Annotated in this window: 12 protein-coding genes; 4 read left to right on the top strand and 8 right to left on the bottom strand. The window is 62.0% G+C overall.

Annotated features, from left to right (window positions below; genetic code table 11):
* Positions 1-30: 30 nt before the first annotated feature.
* Complete coding sequence (gene map / locus AC0L2M_RS02695; protein WP_473533958.1) at positions 31-858, bottom strand: type I methionyl aminopeptidase; 828 nt, start codon at positions 856-858, stop codon at positions 31-33.
* A 290-nt stretch (positions 859-1,148) separates the two neighbouring features.
* On the opposite strand from map, the gene AC0L2M_RS02690 reads away from it, so the two are divergent.
* Together AC0L2M_RS02690 and AC0L2M_RS02685 are read left to right on the top strand one after the other, a co-directional pair.
* Positions 1,149-1,445: a DUF982 domain-containing protein gene (locus AC0L2M_RS02690; RefSeq protein WP_128176546.1), complete on the top strand. Its 297-nt coding sequence runs from the start codon at positions 1,149-1,151 to the stop codon at positions 1,443-1,445.
* Between the two features lie 109 nt (positions 1,446-1,554).
* Positions 1,555-2,235, top strand: a complete 681-nt coding sequence (locus AC0L2M_RS02685) for a DUF2161 domain-containing phosphodiesterase (protein WP_473533957.1) — start codon at positions 1,555-1,557, stop codon at positions 2,233-2,235.
* A gap of 36 nt (positions 2,236-2,271) precedes the next feature.
* Here AC0L2M_RS02685 and AC0L2M_RS02680 read toward each other — a convergent pair whose 3' ends face one another.
* The 5 genes from AC0L2M_RS02680 to AC0L2M_RS02660 all read right to left on the bottom strand — a co-directional run bounded on the left by AC0L2M_RS02680 (position 2,272) and on the right by AC0L2M_RS02660 (position 12,403).
* Positions 2,272-3,960, bottom strand: a complete 1,689-nt coding sequence (locus AC0L2M_RS02680; protein WP_473533956.1) for a GNAT family N-acetyltransferase — start codon at positions 3,958-3,960, stop codon at positions 2,272-2,274.
* Positions 3,961-3,981: 21 nt separating this feature from the next.
* A complete protein-coding gene (locus AC0L2M_RS02675) occupies positions 3,982-5,319 on the bottom strand; it encodes an HlyD family type I secretion periplasmic adaptor subunit (RefSeq protein WP_287242083.1) in 1,338 nt (445 codons plus the stop codon).
* Positions 5,320-5,331: 12 nt separating this feature from the next.
* Complete coding sequence (locus AC0L2M_RS02670; protein ID WP_473534268.1) at positions 5,332-7,479, bottom strand: type I secretion system permease/ATPase; 2,148 nt, start codon at positions 7,477-7,479, stop codon at positions 5,332-5,334.
* A gap of 700 nt (positions 7,480-8,179) precedes the next feature.
* A complete protein-coding gene (locus AC0L2M_RS02665; RefSeq protein WP_473534267.1) occupies positions 8,180-10,180 on the bottom strand; it encodes a type I secretion protein in 2,001 nt (666 codons plus the stop codon).
* 147 nt (positions 10,181-10,327) lie between these two features.
* On the bottom strand, positions 10,328-12,403 hold the full coding sequence (locus AC0L2M_RS02660) for a hypothetical protein (protein WP_473533955.1): 2,076 nt from the start codon (positions 12,401-12,403) through the stop codon (positions 10,328-10,330).
* Positions 12,404-13,064: 661 nt separating this feature from the next.
* On the opposite strand from AC0L2M_RS02660, the gene AC0L2M_RS02655 reads away from it, so the two are divergent.
* Positions 13,065-13,775: a helix-turn-helix transcriptional regulator gene (locus tag AC0L2M_RS02655; protein ID WP_473533954.1), complete on the top strand. Its 711-nt coding sequence runs from the start codon at positions 13,065-13,067 to the stop codon at positions 13,773-13,775.
* 8 nt (positions 13,776-13,783) lie between these two features.
* Positions 13,784-14,266: a hypothetical protein gene (locus AC0L2M_RS02650; protein ID WP_287068788.1), complete on the top strand. Its 483-nt coding sequence runs from the start codon at positions 13,784-13,786 to the stop codon at positions 14,264-14,266.
* Positions 14,267-14,480: 214 nt separating this feature from the next.
* Here AC0L2M_RS02650 and AC0L2M_RS02645 read toward each other — a convergent pair whose 3' ends face one another.
* A complete protein-coding gene (locus tag AC0L2M_RS02645) occupies positions 14,481-15,008 on the bottom strand; it encodes a transglutaminase-like cysteine peptidase (RefSeq protein ID WP_236389063.1) in 528 nt (175 codons plus the stop codon).
* A 272-nt stretch (positions 15,009-15,280) separates the two neighbouring features.
* Positions 15,281-15,656: hypothetical protein (locus AC0L2M_RS02640; protein ID WP_473533953.1), on the bottom strand; the 376-nt coding region annotated here is incomplete at its 5' end.

Raw genomic sequence — 15,656 nt, 5'->3', positions numbered from 1 at the left:
GACCGGAAAGATCCGGCCCTCGCGCAAACACTATGCTGGCAGGCCGGGGCGGTCGAGGTTTTTTGGCGACAGCGTGAAAATCTCGCATCCGATCTCGGTGACGCCGATCGTGTGCTCGTACTGCGCCGACAGCGAGCGGTCGCGTGTCACCGCCGTCCAGCCATCCGACAGCACTTTTACGTGCGGCCGCCCGAGATTGATCATCGGTTCGACGGTGAAGATCATGCCCGGCCGCATCTCGACGCCCTCGCTGGCGCTGCCATAGTGCAGGATGTTCGGCGCATCGTGAAAGAGCTGGCCGACGCCGTGGCCGCAGAAATCGCGCACCACCGAGCAGCGCTCGGCTTCGGCATAGGTCTGGATGGCGGCGCCGATGGCGCCGGTGCGGGCGCCGGGCCTGATCGCGGCGATGCCGCGCATCAGGCATTCATGCGTGACCTCGAGCAGGCGCTCGGCGGCGCGCTTGATCGTGCCCACCGGATACATGCGCGAGGAATCGCCATGCCAGCCATCGAGGATGTAAGTGACATCGATGTTGACGATGTCGCCGTCCTTCAACGGCTTGCTGTCGGGGATGCCATGGCAGACGACGTGGTTGATCGAGGTGCAGGACGACTTGGTGTAGCCGCGATAGTTGAGCGTCGCCGGCAATGCGCCGTGATCCATGCCAAACTCGAAGACGAAGCGGTCGATGGTTTCGGTGGTGACGCCCGGCGCGACGATCGACACCAGTTCGTCGAGGCAGCGCGCGGTGAGATCGCAGGCCTTGCGCATGCCGGCAAAGCCTTCTTCGCCATAGAGGCGGATCTGGCCGGTGTTTCTGAGCGGTGCCGTGGCGGCTTCGAGATAGGTGACCATTGTGTCCGTCTTGCCGGGTGAAAGGGCCTCTGTTGAGCCCGCGAGAAAAGTCCCTCAGATTTGGCACCGGACGGCGCCAGGTTCAAGGACGAACTGCCGGCGATTGGGCTCAAGCCGGCGATATTCACGCTTTGCGGCTTCATCTTGTGCGTGTCCGGCCCCATGCCGGGCCGTTCGTCCGCACTGACGACATATTTCTGAACAAGATGTGGGCCTGAGCGGAAAGCCGGTCAAAGCAACTTTTTGCGACGAGCGGCGTTGCCGCGGGACCGCGTTCTGGCGAGACAGGAATGGACAGATTGCAATTCGAGGTGCCGGTGCGCATCACGACCGCGGCTGGCCTGCCAGTCGAGGAAATATACAGCGTCGAACAGGCGCTGGATTTCCTGCAAGGCTGGCCGGTTCGCCGCCAGGGCCCAGTCTATCAGGCTGCGTTCAACGCCTGCTTCGGCGCCACCGTCGACCTGATCGAGACCGAGGAGGCTTGCCGGGCGTTCATGGCATTCTGCCGGGTGAGCCGCCTGCTGGCCAGGGATATGATGGTTCCGCGCAAGCGCGGAGGCGAGGCGAGGGGGCTGAGGGCTTAACGCCGAGCGGGCAAGTCCCAGCAAATTGCTTGATGCATAGCTTGCCCTCGGTGGCAACGCCTGTCGGTGATGCTGTGCCAACCAGCCACGAATCGGCTATGCGTCGCGCATGCAGGAAACGTCTCTTTACATGCCGGTGAAGCGGTTTCTTGAGAGTCTGGACTTCACTGTCAAAGGCGAGGTTGGCGGCTGCGACGTCGTTGGACTGCGTGACGGCGAGCCGCCCGTGCTCGTCATCTGCGAATTGAAGCTGCAGTTCAACCTCGAACTCATTCTTCAAGGTGTTGACCGTGCTGCGTCATGCGATGAGGTCTGGCTCGCGGCGAGGATGTCAAGTCGAGGCAAGGGCCGCGAGCACGATCGCCGGTTCCGTGCGCTGTGCCGGCGGCTCGGCTTCGGCCTTCTCGGGGTTGGCTCCGCCGGCAACGTCGAATTGCTGCTCAGTCCGGCCGCCTTGCCGCCCCGGCGAGACCCGAGGCGAAGATCGCGCCTGGTGGACGAGCATCGGCGCCGGCGCGGCGACCCTGTAGTCGGCGGCGGCTCGCGTACGCCGGTCATGACCGCTTACCGGCAGGACGCGCTGGCCTGCGCCGCTGCCATGGTCGACGGCCCAAAACGCCCGCGCGATCTGAAAACCATTTCGCCACGCGCCGCCAATATCCTGCTTCACAATGTCTATGGCTGGTTCGCCAGGGCCGAGCGCGGCGTTTATGCGCTTACCGACGTTGGCCGTGCTGCGCTACAGCGCTGGCCTCAATCGGCTTCTGAGGAGGCGGCACGAGTCGTTTGAGCGACTTGCAGCGGCAGGCAGACAACGAAGCCCCCGTCAAGTGACAGAAGAGGTGGAGCGGCTTACGGTTGCCGGCCGCGCAACCGTGAGCAGAGTGGTCAGCCCCAGCGGCAGCGACGGCTGGATGACGGGCTTCTCGCGCTCAGGTTTCTTTAGAATGTAGAGCGGCTTGGCTGTCCTCAACTGCTGCAATTGTCGCCGGGCCTTGGCGCGCAGGGCGGTTTCCGCGGCGGCGGGCGATCCATTCTCGAGGACCAGAGTGAAAGCCTGGGCCGCCTCATCCGTCCGCTGCAGGGCGAGAAGGCTGCGGCCCAGGGCATAACGCGCCAGAATGAGGCCTGGATTGAGGTCCGTTGCTCGCCCAAACGACTCGATGGCTGCGGAGTGGTCGTTTAGCGACTGCTGGGCAATGCCCAGGCAAAGCCAGGCGTTTACAGATTGCGGCGACATGGCTGCAAGCGCGCCGAAGCATTCCGCAGCCTGACGGTGATCGCCCTTGGTGCCCAGAACGTGACCGAGTCCGTACAGAGCCTGATCATGCGTCGGCTCGGTGTTCAGGATCTGGCGATAGATGTTTTCGGCCTGGATGACCCAACCCTTCTTGTGGAGGCCGGCCGCCTGCTGCAACGCGCCGACCAAGGATCGCCTGTCCAGCTGATCGCCAAGGTTCCGGCCGGTTTTGGTTCGCACAAGAGTGCAGTTGAGGACGGTTTCGTGGGTGCCGAAGGAATATTTGTAAAGTTCGTTGCCGCGCAGGAAATCATATGTCCGGAAACCGTTCTCGATCGCGCGGCGGATGCAATAACCGTGCAGGACCAGTCCCGACGGCAGCATGTCGGCCGTCTCGTCGCGCCCGACCATGTGGAACAGCATGCTCTTCTTGACCGGATCGAGGAAGATCGCGAGAGCGCTCAAGGGCCGGTCGCCGTGCCAAAGCACAGGCACAAACAGCGTGCCCCGTTCGAAAGCTTGCCTGAAAAGCAGTCGGTTGCTCTTGACCAGGCCGGGAACGAGATTCCCCTTTCGCGGCGTCCACTTGATGCGCCAGAACTCGAGCAGGATGTCGACATCGCGCTCGATGGTAGAGGCGTCGGCATGCGTTATGCGAAACTCGTCAGAGTTCTCCAGCTTCCGGAGAAATCTCCGCATCTTTTGGCGGGTGTTAGCGCTGAGATTGTGCAGAAGATAATCTTCCCATGAGGACGGGAGGTCGATCGCCGGGCATATGCAGTTGTCAACATTGTCAACCTGGTTGACGCGCCTCATTCGACGCATCGTCAGCCGATTGTCGGAAAGCTGCTCCATCAGCCAGCCTATCCTGCGTTCCGACATCCGCAGGTTTTCCAGATGCAGGCTGGCCCAATGCATCGTCTTCAGATGCTTCGCGAAAACCGCGATTGCCCGGTAGGCGTATTCCGGCGCGCAGAGGATGCCGGTATAATCGGCTGCAAGGTTTCCCCCCATATACACTTCATGGTAGATTTCGCCGGTTTTTTTCCTCATGCTGGTGCGCAGCCGGAGCGGCAGAAGCGCGACATAGGGAGAGCCCGGCGGCCCCTTGCGTGCCGCCAAAATGAACCATTCACCGTCGAAGCGTCGAAGATAGTGGGAAAGAAAGTCCCACGAGACGAAGAAATGCGCGTCGGGATCCCTGGCGTAGAGGTCGTCCCAGTTGTCGCGAAGCCCGTTCAGTTCTTGTGGGCGTGTCAAGACGTCGATCTGCATACTTACCCCCCGCCTCTACGGTCAGCGCTCATTAAATGCCCTAGCCATGCTGTCCTTGATCGGCTTGGACAGGTAGCTGAAAAAGGTCCGCTCCGCCGTCTGGATGAGAATTTCAGCGGGCATGCCTGGCGTCGGAACAAATCCAGGCACGCGAGCCAGTTCGCTGACTGGGAGGTTGACGCGCGCCAGATAAACCTCCTTTGCGGTCGGGCCGGAGGCGTCGGGGAGCGAGTCGGCCGAGACGTAGTAAACTTCGCCGTTCAGAACCGGCGTCGTGCGCGCGTTGAGCGCGACCAGCCGTACCGTCGCCTTTTGTCCGACCTTGACATTGTCGATCTCGGTGCGAGGCACCTGCGCTTCTATGATAAGCGGCACATTCGCCGGCAAGATCTCCATGATGCTCTTGCCGCTCTCGATCACGCCGCCGGACGTGTGGTAGAATAACCGCACGACAGTGCCCGAAACCGGCGCATTGATCGTCGCTCGGCGCAGCACGTTTTGCGCCTCGCGGGACTGTTCACGGATGCTGTCCAGTTCGGTTTCAACGCCCTCGAGCTCGTCGAGCGCCGCCTGGCGGTAGGCGTTTTCTGTCTGCCGCATCTCCTGTTCGTGCTTGATGACCTGGGCGCCGGTCTCGGATATCTCGGCTGAGAGCCGCCCCATCTGCCCTTCGGCATCTGCTATGGCGCGCTGAATCGCCTTGATCTCGGTCGCGCGGATCAATCCTTGGTCGAGCAGGGTCTTCTTGCCGGTATACTCCTCGCGTAGCAGACCGAGCTGTATCGTGACCGCTTTCAGCAACTGCTCATAACCGCCCGCCCGGAACTTCAGGGCGCCGATGTTCTGGTCGAGCAATCGGATCTCGCTGCTCATTTTGGTGCGCGAGCCCTCGAAGTTGAGACGCTGGCTATGCACGATCGAAGCAATTTCCGGGTTGTCGCGATTTTCGGTTATTGTGGCCGGGAACTGTATAGTCTCCGCCCCGTGCACCTCGGCGGTCAAGCGCGCCACGATCGCTTCAAGGCGCGCCTGGCGGAAGAACAACTGCCGTTCCTTTGCCCGCGCGGCCGTTTCGTCGAGCAGCACCAAAGGCTGATTGGTTACGACATGGTCGCCTTCGCTAACCAGAAGCTGCTTGATGATACCCCCTTCGAGGTGCTGGATGATCTTGTTCTGCCCAGTGGCCACGAAGCTTCCTTGCGCGACGATCGCGGCTGCGAGCGGTGCCGTGAATGCCCAGGTGCCAAATCCGCCGAAGGTGACGGCCATCAGCAGCAATCCGGCGGTCGTCTGCTTCCAAATGGAACGCGGAACGGCGCCATACCATTGAGCGTCTTCGATCTTGGCTATTTCCTTCACGGCCGCTCTCTCTCATTTGACCTGAATATTGGCAAAATGGCCGCCATCGAGGCTCATGCCGCGCGCCGCCAAAGCCTGGAGCACGTCCCGACGCATCCCGAAAAGAGCCACGGTGCCGTTGACGAGCACCAGGATCTTATCCACGGTCTGCAGCAAAGCAGGCCGCTGCGTGATCGTGACCATCGTGATCTTTTGCTCTTTGGCTTGCTGTAGAGCGCGCGACAAAGCCAACTCGCCAGCGGTGTCGAGGTTCGAATTCGGCTCGTCGAGGACCACCAATTTCGGGCTGCCGAAAAAGGCGCGCGCCAACGCGATCCGCTGCTTCTGCCCGCCAGAAAGCGGCGAGCCATCGGCGGCGACGAAGGTCTCGTAGCCATGCGGAAGCGAGGCGATCAGTTCGTGAACGTCGGCCAGCTTGGCGGCTTCGTAGATTGCGCCATCGTCGACGTCCTCGCGCATTCTGGCGATGTTCGCCTTGATCGACCCCGGGAAAAGCTGCACGTCCTGGGGAAGGTAGCCGATGCTTTCACCAAATTGCCGCTGATCCCAGTTCCGCAGGTCCATCAGGTCGAGCCGCACGCTTCCCGAAGTTGGAAGGATCGAGCCGACGAGCATTTTGCCCAGGGTCGTTTTACCGGCGCCCGAATTGCCGATGATCGCAAGCGAGTCTCCGGCCTCCAGGCCAAAGCCGATGCCATTGAGCACGACTCGTTTGGTTCCTTGCGGCACGAACAGCAGCCGCTCGACATCGAGGCGCCCTTCCGGACGCGGCAGCTTCAGACGTTCGAAGTTCAGCGGGGATTCCTTCAGCAGCGCACTGATGCGGCCAAAGGCGGCGCGTGACTGCACAACCTGGTTCCACCCTTCAATCGCGCCCTCGATCGGGCCAAGCGCGCGACCGGCAATGATTGACGCGGCGATGACCATGCCGCCTGTGACCGAGCCTTCGATGGCCAGATAGGCGCCCCAGCCGAGCATCACGACCTGGGTCAGCAGCCGGACGCCCTTGGAAAGGGAAGCAAAGGCTATGTTTCGGTCCTGAGCTATGACCTGCCATTTGAGCGAGTTGCCGGTATCCTTGCCCCAGATCCACACGGCTTCCGGGATCATCGCAAGCGCGTTGATGATCTGCGAGTTGCGCGACATCGAGTCGACGTGGAGGTTGGCTTTCGTTTGGCTTGTGTTGGCCTCGCCGAACGGCTTGGCGGTTGCGCGCTGGTTGGCGAGCGTGATGGCCAGCAGCATCAGCGCCGTAGCCACGACGATAAAGCCGAGGTCGGGGTGGATCAGGAATATCGCCAGCATGAACAACGGGGCCATCGGCGCGTCGAGAAGAGACAGCAACGTGCCGGACACCAGAAACGTACGCAGCTGCTGAAGATCCCCCAGCGTCTGATATTCGCGCCCGTTGCTGTGCAGTGAAGCCCTGGCGGCTGCGCTGAGGATTGGTCCGCCCAATTGCGCGGCGACCTCGACCGCTGTGCGCATTAGGATGAAGCGCCGGATGGCGTCAAATACCGACTGCAGGATGACTGCGCCGACGATCACGATCGTCAGCATCACCAGGGTGTCGACCGAGCGGCTCGTCAGGACGCGATCCGAAATCTGGAAGAGGTAGACTGGTATCGCAAGCACCAGCACGTTGGTCGCGATCGTGAAGATCATCACCGCGATGAGGTTCTTCTTGACCGCGCGAAGGCCGGCTGTGAGGCTTGCCGAGAGATCGACTGGGCCGAGACGCTTGTGGAACGCGCCGCCGCCGCCGCCATTGCCGCCGCCGCTCCCCTTGCCGGTTCCGGTCGGACCACCGCCGCCAGGCACTTCCCGGGCAAGCAAGGGACCGCGGTCGCCCTCGATTGTCACGCCGGGCAGAACCGGCTTGTTCTTCATCTCCTGCGTGGGCGGCTCTACTCGCGCGCTCGGCTGGTCCTGCTTGCCGGGCGCGTCCTTCGGCGCGTTCGGCGTCTTCCGTTCCAATATTTCCGGCTCGGGCTTGCGCGCGGGTTCTTCCTTTGGTGGTACGGCGCGCTGGGCCGGCTCGGGGATCCGAGGGCTCGGTGGCCGGATCTCCTGCGTGGGCGGCTCGCCTCCTCGCGCGCTCGGCTGGTCCTGCTTGCCGGGCGCGTCCTTCGGCGCGTTCGGCGTCTTCCGTTCCAGTATTTCCGGCTCGGGCTTGCGCGCGGGCTCTTCCTTTGGTGGTACGGCGCGCTGGGCCGGCTCGGAGATCCGAGGGCTTGGTGGCCGGATCTCCTGAGTGGGCGGCTCGCCTCCTCGCGCGCTCGGCTGGTCCTGCTTGGCGGGTGGGTCCTTCGGTGCGTTCGGCGTCTTCCGTTCCAGTATTTCCGGCCCGGGCCTGCGCGCCGGTTCTTCCATTGGCGCTACGGCGCGCTGTGCCAACTCGGAGATCCGAGGGCTCGGTGGCCGGATGGGGTCGGGCCTTCTCATGCTGTCTGCGGCTGGAGCAGTGGGCGTGGCTGGCGACGGAGCCGAAGGCGCTTTTGCTTGCGGGGAGGGAGGTTGCACCTCGCGTTGCTGAGCGCTTCTATCACCAGGTAAAGGCGCGGTTGAAGGGCGCGCTTGTTCGGTGACCTTGGCTGGCGTCGCGTCGCGAAGCGATGTCGGCGTTTCGGCTGGCCGGGCGTCCACTATGCGCCACAATTCGGCAACGACATCGTCCAGTTTTTCCACCGAACGATCGACCGCCCTGCTGTGACGAAACAAAGACTGTGCGATCGGTTCGGCGGCGCTTCGCCCGACTGCTTCGTCGCCGTCATCCGGCCGATCCCATTCTGGTTCCTGGGCGAAAGCGCGCCCGGTTTGATCGCGATCTTCGGTCATTGCTGCCACCCCGGTTCGAAAATCACGCGAGAACGCTTTGCATCGGATCGGAATAGGTCTCAGGCACGAGCGAGGGATACGCCACGTTTTGAGAGGCTTCCGGCGCCAGCATGTCGTCATCGAGGAAAGCGACCGCTTCATTCACCAGCACGTCGGGATTCTGGCCGCCGAGATCGGGGCCGGTGGAAATCAGCTCCGCCTGGATGAGGATCTCGTCCGAATAGATGCCGCCGCCGACATAGGTCTTGCCGGTGGAATCCACGTCGGCAATGTAGGCATAATTGACCAGCGAGTTGGTTCCCGTCGAAATTGTCCAGTCCGCCTCCGGATGCCCCAGCGCATTCATGGCCAGCGCCACCTGATCGCTGTCACCAAGAATGGTGGTCTGTTTAACGTATTGCAGATTGAGGATGTCGCCGGAGATGTAGAGCACCCGGATCGCGCCGATGCCCGCGAATGCGCCATCGTTCAGTATGTCGGAAACGTCACCCTTGCCGTTCTGCAGGCTTTCACACGCCTTGCGATAAGCTTCAGACATCGCCTCGAAGCGATCGCCGGCGCCGTAATTGACGATGTTGGCCTGATTCCAAAGCAGATTGTCGCTGGTGGAGGCCGCGCCTTCGCCGGTTGTCTGGAAACCATCGACCGCGCCGATCAGGTCGTTGTCCAGGAGCACGTTCAACTGATGGATGATGTTGGCGTCATAAATGCTTCCGCCGACGACGATCAGGTCGTAATTGAAGCCCAGTTCGTCCAGCGAAATGTCGTTAGCCGCCGTGTTGCCGCCGGCTGTCACCAGCGTCTTGACTCCCGATGACGACAGGACGGAAACGTCATTGTCCATCATGAAGGCGTATTGCTGGATCCAGTTCATGATGAGCAGGTCGCCTTCGACCTCGGTGACAACCCAGTGCTTGGGAAAGTCACCCTGCTTGGCCTGCGACGCCGCAGCTTCCGCCGACGGATCGATGCGCTTGAACATCGCGATATTGAAGCCTTGGGTCGGATCGGTGGCGTTCAGGCCCCAACCGTTGATGGAGGAACTGACGAGGTCGCTGTCGCACGCGACATTGATCTGAATGATCGCGTTGAGTTCGACATGGTCGCCCATCACCGCGCAAACCGGCGACTGCAGCCAATTGTTGGCCATCGCCACGCTGTTGACGAGGAGATTGCCGCCGGCTTCCAGCTCGACCGAAACATCGATGTCGATGCTGCCGGACCCAGGCGTGTAGGAGGGTTGCTCGGCCTCTTCTTCCTCGTCCTCTTCCTCATCGGCTCGACGGTGCTTCTCCGGGAGGTGATCGTCGAGCTTGGGCGCTTCGTCGACGGACTGCCCATTGACGTAAGTGCCTTCGATGACGTCGGCCTTGACGACGAAAACATCGGCTTCGCCATCCGTTTCCTCCGCATAGCCGTTGAGCCGTTCGCCGGCTGTCTTGATGACAGCCACTATCTCCTCGGACGAACCCGGCATTTCCAGATCGTCGATCGGCGACAGATCCGCCGCCGCGCCCAGCAAGGTCGCCATTTCGGCAGCATGGTCCGCTGCTGCGGGAGAGAATTTCAGGCCATGTCCGCCAGCGCCTACATAGTCGTTATCGGAGAGCCGAAGCTCCTGATTGACAAAGACCGCCACCGAGCCAGGGGGCTCGATCTGGGGCAGGATCAGGCGTGAAGGCGCACTCCCCATCGGCGGCGCGTCCGGGTGGAACAGGAAACCTGGATAGGCGACGTCCGGCTGCGGGATCGCGGGGATGTCTGGAGGAACGAATTGGAAATCCGACCAGGGTGTCGTCAGGACAAGTTTGGGTGGAACTGGCGAATACTCGATGGAGGGAACGAAATCCTCCAGATCGTATCCTGCGTCGACGTTGACCGTTTGACTGACAAGCTCCGGCGTTTCTTCCTCGACCGCCTGGGCCGCCTTGAATTCGTCATAGGCTTTCCTGAGACGGGCTTGCTCCAGTGTGATTTCAAAGAGTCCCACAAAGTGGCTGATCGCCTCGGTGATCTTGTCCATATACACGGAAGTTTCCTCCGGTTTTCGAGATCATCCGCGCCCTTGCCGGGTCGCGCTTCTCTTCTCTGGTTGGGAAGACTGCGCGGGGTTTTCCCCCGCGCAGCCCCTTTTTTTGCAGGTCTCGCTCGGCGAGACCGGCCACGCCAGTTATGTCGCGTCGTCTTCGCCAACCACCGAGCTGGTGAGGTTGCCGCCCACTACAGTCATGTCGACCGAGTGGCCTTGCAGGTTGGCGCCCATCACGATCTGCTGGTTGAAGCCGTTCATGTCGATGGTGCCATTGGCGTTGGCCTGGCTTATGGCTTCAATGTGCTGGTCGTGGCCGATATTCGACCCCCAGCTGCCGCCGCCGCCGCCATCGCCAGCCGCGCCGCCGGTCGCAGTCGCTGCGCCGCCGTTGCCACCAGCACCGCCGGTGGCGTCGCCGCTCCAGGCATAGCCACCGTCCGCTCCGTCAGCCCAAGCGCCGCTGAGAGCAACTGCGCCCGTTCCACCGGTCGCCGTCGAAGCGCCGCCGGTCGCATCGCCGCCAGTCGCGTCGCCGGCCGTGGCCGCACCGCTGGTGGCTGCGCCACCGGTGTTGATGTTGCTCGCCACGCCGCTGCCGGCTCCGCCGCTGCCGGCACCGCCGGTTGCGTCGCCGCTCGTGCCAGCCCCACCCGCACCGCTAGTCGCGCCGCCGCCGGCGCCACCGACGCCAGAGCCAGAGCCAGTGCCGGAGCCGGAACCCGAGCCAGCGCCGCCGGTCGAGCCTGCGCCGCCGCCAATCGAGCTTGCAGCACCGCCATCGACATCGGCGAAGTTGCCGGCATTCGCGCCGCCGCCACCGCCGCCGCCGCCGCCGCCGCCGCCACCACCGGTGTTACCGGCATCGGTGTCGCCATTCGCGGCGATCGGGATAGCTACGGCGACGTTGTCATTGCTTTTGTTCCCACCCCAGGGATCGTTGTCGCTGCCAGCCTCGGCATCGTCCATCAGCGCCAGGGCGACAGGTACCGCGGTCGAGTTGCCGCCGTTGCCGCCATTGCCGCCGGACCCGCCGTCGCCGCCCTTGGCGTCGGCAAAGCCAAGCGCGCCAGCATCGCCGCCCTTGGCGTCGGAATCGCCGCCGTCGGCCTTGGAGTCGCCGCCGACGCCGACGCCCAGGCCGAGGCCCAGACCGAGCCCGACGCCGTCGCCGCCGTCGCCGCCCTTGGCGTCGCCGCTGTAGCCGCCATAGGCTTCGCCGCTGTCGCCGTCGCCGCCCTTGCCGTCACCGCCGAGGCCTGCGCCGACAGCCACGCCGGTCGCGTCGCCGCCCTTGGCGTCGCCGCTAACCGCGATCGGCACGGCGTCGCCGCCATAAGCGCTGCCACCGTCTGATTTGGCGTCAGCGGAGCCGACGACAATCGGCACGCTCACCGCCACACCGCCGCCCTTGGCATCGCCGCCCTTGGCGCTGCCGGTATCGGCATCGCCGCCCTTGGCGCCGAAGCCACCGAAAGCGACCGAATCGCCAGCATGGCCGCCGTCGCCGCCGGCATCAATGCCTTCCTCGGACTTGGCGTAACCACCCTTGGCGTCGCCCTTGTTGCCGAAGTAGCCGTTATTCTGGACCGTCGCGCTGCCGAGATAGTCGTTGTCCTTCATGTCGCCGGTCTGGTTGATGATGGTGGCGCTGTGGCCATTGCCAGCCCCGGCAAACGCGCCGTTCAGGACGTCCGAGAAGCTAACGTCATCGCCCGGATCGAAGCTGATGTCGCCGTCGCGGCTGAACATCATGACGCCGCCGAGGCCGACATTCACGTCGTCGAGGTCAGCGAAATCGTCGTCCTGCTTTCCGTCCGACGTCGCGCTGGCGCTAACACTGGCGTTAACATTGGTGTTAACGTTGTTGGTGTTGGTGTTGTTGTTGTTATTGTTGTTGCTGCTCGAATTGCTATTGTTATTGCCGTTATTGTTGGTGTTGTTGCTGGTCGAATTGGCCGTAGCGTCGCCAATGCCGATACCTGCTCCGACACCCACACCTACGCCGACGCCGGTGGCGTCAGCGTCGCTCTTGGAATCCGCGGTGGATTTTGCATCGGCATCGGATTTGGCGTCGGCGCTGGCGTCGGATTTGGCGTCGGCGCTGGCGTCGCTCTTGGCATCGCCACCTCCGATATCGATTGTGGTGTCGTCATCGGAGACATCGCCGATGAACTGCCAACCGGTGTTGGAGTTATTGCTGTTGCGAGTAGTCATTGTCGTTCCCTCGGTTAGAGGCCGCGACAACCGAACCACATTCAATCTGACGTGGTCTTGGGCTGCTCGCGGCCGTTAAGTTTTCATGTGGTTGGTTTTGGATCGCCTGCGCCTAGGGGACTAAGGCCGGAGATCCGGTCATCGTCTGTTTGTATGGCGTCACCTCCCTTTGACGGGGGAGCGAGGCAGCCAGGTTGCGCACGAGTTTCCGCCTGCGCCGCCCAACGGTGCGGTCGCTCGCTGCTCTCGTGACTCTCTGGATGTTCCCCAAGCTCCCAATTCGGAACATTGGAAGTCTGTGACCGTCAGCCGTAAATTGTAAGCTGATAGTTGGAGCTAGCCCGTTTGGGACGAACTGCTCGCCATGAAGGGTTAAATCCTGGACGGTGACTAGGTCGGCAGCAATCGTGAATGGCGGACAGTTGCGCGCCGCGCCGCTGCCAGCACGGGTTGCGCTAGCAATTGCCTAGCTCGTCAGGACTATATTTTTTCGCCTATTTTTGAGTTAGGAAGTCGTTAACGTGTGTCGTCCGGGTTAGGGGTTCCCGGCCTTTAGCGAGTGTTAGTAACGGGGTGGGCCATGAATGGGGTGGATGGGGTGGAGGCGAGCGGACGAGGTCGAGCTGATACAGCCGATAGAGAATCCTGGGCCCGACGAACCTTGCTGTTCATCGCCCCTGACGACACGATCTCCGATAGCCTGGTGCATGCCGTCGAAAGGGAATTCCCGTGGATCGGGGCTGAGCGCGTTCGCGACCTGTCCGCCACCTGGGCTGCGTTCGATCCTTCGGTTTCCCTCATTCTGATCGATGCGGTGTTTCTGAGCGAGATCGATTCCTGTTCCGCCCAGCTGGCCCGCTTCCACCCGGCAGCCATGACCGCTGTGATGCAGGACGACGGCAGGAGGCCGCTTTCCCCCGATGAGGTCTTTGCGTCGCGAGTGGTGCGAGGCGTGCTTCCCATGAACCTGAAGCTGGATGTGTGGCTTTCCGTGATCAGGCTCATGCTGCGCGGAGGCGAGTATTTTCCCTTGGCCATGTTTCAGCCGTACCTGAACAACGGCATGCCGCATAGCGACGCGAAGGAAGCGAAGCCCGCCATCAAACGGCAAGCCGCACTCGAGGAGTCTGGCCAACTGACATGTCGAGAGATTCAGATCCTGGAGATGGCGTCGCAGGGACTTCAGAACAAAACCATAGCCGCCGCACTTCGCCTTTCCGAACACACCGTCAAAATTCACATGCACAACATCATCAACAAGCTGGGCGCCCACAACAGGACTGAAGCCGCAGCCCTTTTTCATGCCAGACGGGTTGCGGCCGCTGGAATGGTTCCCGGTGCGGATCGCCCGGTGATCTCAACTCTCACGTGAGCAGGTCGATGCCACGCTTCCAGGAGATTTTACTGCTTGTTGGTCAATTGAACTACACATGGACCAACACAGAAAGCTTGCTGATTTACCTGATTGCCGGTCTGGCGAAAGTAGACAAGGAGACTGCGATCGTCATTTTCCTGACGCTGAACACCACGCGTGCACGGATCGAGTTGGTCGAGCGGTTGGCGAAGATGGCGGGAACACCGGTTGAATGCCGACGCCAGGTCCTGGAGATCGCCAGCCAGCTTACCCGGCAGGGAAAGCTGCGCAACAAATACAGCCACTGCATCTATTCGTTCGACGAAACGGGAACGCATGCGAGCACGCAACTCATGCGCATCTTCGACAGCAAGGATGCAATCAAATATGGGAAGATCGAGGAGCTCGACGATTCCGAGATGAAGCGGATCAGCGCCTCCATCCAGGCGATCAGCGCAATCAACAAGGATATTTGGCGGGTCGTCGAAAGCCATTCCTTTCCGCATTGAACGCTGTCGCTGTCCTGTGACGCGCGCATCGAGGTTGACTAGGCCACGATCGGGCCGCCGTGACGTCTGCGTGGACGCATTATCGCGCAGAACTGGAACTGGTGACGGTCGCGGCCAACCGCCGGGCTGAGGACGCCAGATCGAAGATAGACCTGGTTTGCGCCCCGGGAAAATCGGCGAGTGAAATCGACGCGGGGCGATCAAGGCACGGGTGTCAGGTTCTTATCCGCGTCCACTTGCCGTTTTCGGACTGGGACTGCCGAGCAAAATAACGGTACGACGTCCGTGACCAATTCCTGATCGCGCCCGTCCTGTTGTCCAGCACCAGATCGCCCTGGTTCGTCCGCACCGTCAGGACCGTATGACCTGCGCCGCCAAGCGTTGCAACGGTCAGCAACATGGCGGATGCGGGCCACCCGCGTTTCAACAACTCGGCTTTCTTGAGGATGGCGAAATCCTCGCAATCGCCTTCGCCGGTCGGCAAGCCCCAGACGTCGGCTCGGCCTGCGGAGTCTCTGTCGCCTCTCTCCTTGATGCGGCGATTGACCGACTTGTTCACGCTCGCAAGTTCCGCTTCCAGCCTCGGCGTGAGTTCGACCGCTTTGACCTTGCCGCGGGTGCTGCACAGCGCCGGATCGCTGGCGCAGAATTTGTAGAAGGCGGCCGGTGCAAAGGCGTAGCCTTGCGTGGCCATCTTCGTTGCTGTTCCAGTTGTTTGATTGCTGCAGCCGGCCAACAAAATGGCCGCCGCGAGAAGCGCCGCTGAACGAATCACTGAGTGTCCCCTTTTGGTGGGTCGTCATAATCCTTATGGGGGTTGGTAAATCAATCCTGAGAATCGCGATTGCGCAGGAACAAATTGTTTGCCATACTTAACAAAGTGTTACCGATGGTCGGTAATATTGACTCTTCGCGCAACCAAAGGGGACGGGAGCGCCTTTTTTTCCCTCAAGGAGGAAGAAAATGCACCTGTACCCTGACGTCTCAAGCACGATTCTAAGAATACTGCTCCTTTCATCCGCTGCCTTCACGGTGGCAATGATCACACCGGCAACCGCACAGCAGAGTCAACGTCCTCGGCTTGCGGCTGCACAGTGCCAACCTCTCACTGAAGCCAATTTCGCGCTTTGCTGTATTGCAGCCAACCGCACCAGCATTCTTTCCGCCGCGCAAATCGACATGTGCCCGCCGGTTACCACGGCCCTTATCACCGCCGCCTTGAACGATGGCGGCGATGGTGACGGCGGCAGCGGCGGCGGCAATGGCGGCAATGGCGGCGACGGTGACGGCGACGGCGATGGTGACGGCGATGGTGACGGCGACGGCGACGGCGATGGTGACGGCGATGGTGACGGCGATGGTGACGGCGATGGTGACGGCGGCGGTGATA

Source organism: Mesorhizobium sp. WSM4806, from assembly GCF_055811635.1.
The sequence above is the reverse complement of the archived record's forward strand: the minus strand, read 5'-3'. Positions and strand labels throughout refer to the sequence as shown.